Raw genomic sequence first — 4,091 nt, forward strand, 5'->3', positions numbered from 1 at the left:
ATTAGGACGTTGCCAGGTAATAAAAGGATCTTTAGCTCAGTTGGTTAGAGCAACCGGCTCATAACCGGTAGGTCCGGGGTTCGAGTCCCTGAAGGTCCACCATTTATGGGGGTATAGCTCAGTTGGGAGAGCACCTGCCTTGCACGCAGGGGGTCAAGAGTTCGAATCTCTTTATCTCCACCATTTAATAGAAATAAGCTATGAATATTCATAGCTTATTTTTTTGCTTTTTCTAGAGCATCTGCTATAGCTACTTTCCAATTAGAAGATATATCATTAATGTCATTAATGATAGTTATATCTGCTGACTGATTAGCTAATACTTCTTTTATTGTATCAGCTCTATATTTTTGTATATTAGGATTTGTTTTTCCATTGATATTTTCTCCAGTCCATTCTTCATAATTAATTTCTTTTCCATTAGTATCTAAATGACGAATGACTATATCTACTATTTTACCACGTTCAACATTTACAGTAACATCATCATATCCATCTGAATACATATTACCTTCACCTATATAGATTCCATCTTTATACGCACTTTTATTATTACAACATGTTAAAGATATTGCTAAGAATAAACTTGTAATTATAATTAATATTTTTTTCATATGATCACTCCTTATTACATATAATTTATTTAATGCAGATAAAGATTGATATTAAAAAGTAGTATTTAAACATATAGCAATAATAGTTTGTTCATATAATAGTAAATTTATTAATAAATTATTTTATTTATATATGATTAAAATTATAGATTTTTTAAGTAAGAAAATTTCAGACTTATGAAATAAACTGTTAACTAACATTAATAGCTATTATTTTAAAACAGTATTGATATTTTACTTATTATAAATAAGACTTTTAGTAATATTTTATTGGCAAATAACATATTAAATTTATAAGGAAATGATTTATTAAAAATAGGGAGTGAAGTTATATGGTTAGAACTATTGTGTGTGAAAAAGACGGATGTAGTGGAAATAAATTTTATATAAATAGCAAAGATAATAAAATAAAATTAGTATGTAGTGAATGTAATAAAGAGTACTACTATGATAATAATAGTTATGATTTTAAAATATTATCAAGCTGTTCATCATGTAATAATAGTAAATTTAAAGTTTTTAAGGATTTAGATAATGATGATATATACGCAAAATGTACTAAATGTGGTGCACCACCAGAAAAGGTATTTATAGATAGTGATGGTGTTCAAGTAACATATGAAGCAAAATTGTTACATGATATAAAGGATTTAATGCATCAAGTGGATCAAAGAGTTTGTAATTTGGAATTAAAGGTTGAAGGCTTAGAAAAAGGTCATGAATTATTAGAAGAATCATTAGCTTACATAAATAAATATATGTGTGAATAAGCTAGATTCAGCAAGATATAGTAAAGTATTTTAATACAATTATACTTGGTGTATAATAATATAAGGTTATGTTTTAGTAAAGTGCTGATATATGCATAAACAAATTGGACTGAGTAATTGAACGCCACTTTGCCTATTGCATATATCAACACATATTTATAAGCATAGTCTTATATTAAATATAATGTAATGGAGTGACTAATGAAAGAAATTAAAAGTACATTTGATAAAAGAAAAGCAATTAACTGGATTTTGTTAATATTATGGATGATTATTATATTTGTTATGTCTAATCAACCAGCAGTTGTATCTGATAAACAAAGTAGTTCAGCAATTATGATATTAACGCAACTAGGAATAAATATGAATAGTATCTTTGGAGAATTAGCTAATTTTATTGTTAGAAAAATTGCACATTTTTTGGAATATATGATATTAGGTATATTAATATTAAATGTTTTAGAAATTCAATATACTAGACAAAAAATAAGGTTATTAGGAATGATGTTAGTATTTTTATATGCTTGTTCTGATGAAATACATCAAGTATTTGTGCCAGGAAGAGAAGGTGCTTTTAGAGATGTGTTGATTGATACATGTGGAGGTACATTTGGAATTTTAATAACAAATAAAATAAAAGCTTTAAGANNAATCTTAAAGCTTTTATTTTTAGGAAAAACTGCAAAAATGAATTTTTTAAATGCAAAAAAAATCAAAATAATGCTATAATATTAAAAATTTATACTTTTTATCACTGTTTTTTATCAAATCCGAGGTAATTTTATTGATAAAAATATGATTTAATAATATAATGAATATATATGTATATAAAAATTTCTTAAATTAAAAAAATGATTTTTACATTTTACCAAGGAGGAACTTATGGAAAACAATAAACGTAAGTCTGGGATACTTACATGGGTGGAAAAGATAGGTAATGCACTTCCGCATCCTACTACATTATTTGTAATATTTTGTGCAGCCTTAATGATAATATCACACATTGCTTATTTAGCAGGGGTTAGTGTAAGTTATGAAGGAATTGATAGAACCACTATGGAATTAAAAGAATTTACTGTTGGAGTAGTGAGTCTTTTAACACCAGAAGGAATTAGATATATGTTCACAAGTGCAATTAATAACTTTACAAGTTTTGCACCATTGGGAACAGTATTAATTGCATTATTAGGCGTTGGAGTTGCGGAAGGTAGTGGCTTAATTTCAACATTATTAAGAAAATTAGTAACAAGTACACCAAAAAGATTTATAACTATGGTAGTTGTATTTGCTGGGGTAGTTTCTAATATAGCTTCTGATGCAGGATATGTTGTGTTAATACCATTAGGAGCAGTTATATTCAGGAGTTTTGGTAGACATCCCTTAGCTGGTATTGCAGCAGCATTCGCTGGTGTTTCAGGTGGATTCAGTGCAAACTTATTACCAGGACCAACTGATGCTTTATTAGGAGGAATTACAACAGAAGCAGCTAAAATATCTCAAGCTGGATATGATGTTCAAATTACATCAAACTGGTACTTTCTAATAGTATCAACTTTCCTTATAACAATTTTAGGTACAATAGTTACTGAAAAAATAGTTGAACCTAGACTTGGAAAATATAAGGGTGAAGAAGAAAAAGAAGAAGTTATAAAGATTAGTAAAGAAGAAAAAAGAGGTTTATTATTTGCGGGTATTGCATTTGTATTAACTTTAATTTTATTAGCAATATTAGTTGTTCCATCTAACGGAATACTAAGAAATCCAGAAACAGCAGAGATTTTAAAATCACCATTTATGGATTCTATAGTTGTTATAATTGCAATAGTATTTTTAATACCAGGTATTGCATATGGTGTTGGAGCGGGAACAATTAAAAATGACAAGCAAGTTATTGATTTAATGGGAAAAAGTATGGCGGCAATGGGTGGATACATAGTATTAGTATTTTTTGCATCTCAATTCGTTGCGTACTTTGCACATAGTAATTTAGGAACAATAATAGCTGTAAAAGGAGCTAACTTCTTACAATCTACAGGAATACAAGGCATACCTTTATTATTAGGATTTATAGTAGTTGCTGCATTCATAAATCTATTTATGGGATCTGCATCAGCTAAATGGGCAATTATGGCACCTATATTTGTACCTATGTTAATGGGATTAAATTACTCACCAGAATTAACTCAAATGGCATATAGAATAGGAGATTCTACAACTAATATTATTTCTCCTCTTATGAATTATTTTGCGTTAGTAGTTGCTTTCTCAGAAAAGTATGATAAAGAGAGTGGAGTAGGAACTCTTATATCAACAATGGTACCATATTCATTAGTATTCTTAATTGGATGGAGTCTATTATTAATAGTTTGGTTTATATTTAAATTACCATTAGGACCAGGAGTAGGTATGATGATGTAATATTGTTTAATAACAAGGTTATATTTTAATATAGTTTTGATATATGTATAAGAAAAGTGGACTGAGTAATTGAAATTAGGAATACTAAAATGAGTATAGTCCAATTACAATGCCACTTTACATATTGCATATATGAACACATATTTAAATATGAAGTATTTTAGACTCTATAGATATAATGATATTAGGTAATTTAATTGTTTTAATTATGTTATTTAGTATAAAATATATTTTGTAGAATCTATTTTTATATTTTAAATTAAATACTTAATTAAGAATTAAAAAATAC

The 4,091-nt window shown here is 27.4% G+C and carries 4 protein-coding genes and 2 tRNA genes; 5 read left to right on the forward strand and 1 reads right to left on the reverse strand.

What is annotated here, in order from left to right; all coding sequences use genetic code 11:
• Nucleotides 1-25: 25 nt before the first annotated feature.
• Together NG918_RS16450 and NG918_RS16455 are read left to right on the forward strand one after the other, a co-directional pair.
• Nucleotides 26-102, forward strand: a tRNA-Ile gene (locus tag NG918_RS16450).
• A 5-nt stretch (nt 103-107) separates the two neighbouring features.
• A tRNA-Ala gene (locus NG918_RS16455) sits at nt 108-183 on the forward strand.
• 32 nt (nt 184-215) lie between these two features.
• Here NG918_RS16455 and NG918_RS16460 read toward each other — a convergent pair.
• Nucleotides 216-614, reverse strand: coding sequence for an FMN-binding protein (locus NG918_RS16460; protein ID WP_252216727.1), 399 nt, complete (start codon nt 612-614; stop codon nt 216-218).
• A gap of 332 nt (nt 615-946) precedes the next feature.
• Between NG918_RS16460 and NG918_RS16465 the strand changes: the two genes are divergently transcribed.
• From NG918_RS16465 to NG918_RS16475, 3 genes are all read left to right on the forward strand, one after another.
• Entirely contained in the window at nt 947-1,384 is a 438-nt protein-coding gene (locus tag NG918_RS16465; protein ID WP_252216724.1) for a hypothetical protein, read from the forward strand.
• A gap of 201 nt (nt 1,385-1,585) precedes the next feature.
• A complete protein-coding gene (locus NG918_RS16470; RefSeq protein WP_252227128.1) occupies nt 1,586-2,113 on the forward strand; it encodes a VanZ family protein in 528 nt (175 codons plus the stop codon).
• Nucleotides 2,114-2,266: 153 nt separating this feature from the next.
• Complete coding sequence (locus NG918_RS16475; RefSeq protein ID WP_252216717.1) at nt 2,267-3,802, forward strand: AbgT family transporter; 1,536 nt, start codon at nt 2,267-2,269, stop codon at nt 3,800-3,802.
• The last annotated feature ends 289 nt before the right edge of the window (nt 3,803-4,091 follow it).

Source organism: Clostridium sp. ZBS2, assembly GCF_023845855.1.
In the GTDB taxonomy this organism is placed as follows: Bacteria; Bacillota; Clostridia; order Clostridiales; family Clostridiaceae; genus Clostridium; species Clostridium aquiflavi.

Excerpts from the sequence above, each read along its gene's own strand:
- NG918_RS16460 (WP_252216727.1), bottom strand. The coding sequence starts at position 614 with ATGAAAAAAATATTAATTATAATTACAAGTTTATTCTTAGCAATATCT.
- NG918_RS16465 (WP_252216724.1), top strand. The coding sequence starts at position 947 with ATGGTTAGAACTATTGTGTGTGAAAAAGACGGATGTAGTGGAAATAAA.
- NG918_RS16475 (WP_252216717.1), top strand. The coding sequence starts at position 2,267 with ATGGAAAACAATAAACGTAAGTCTGGGATACTTACATGGGTGGAAAAG.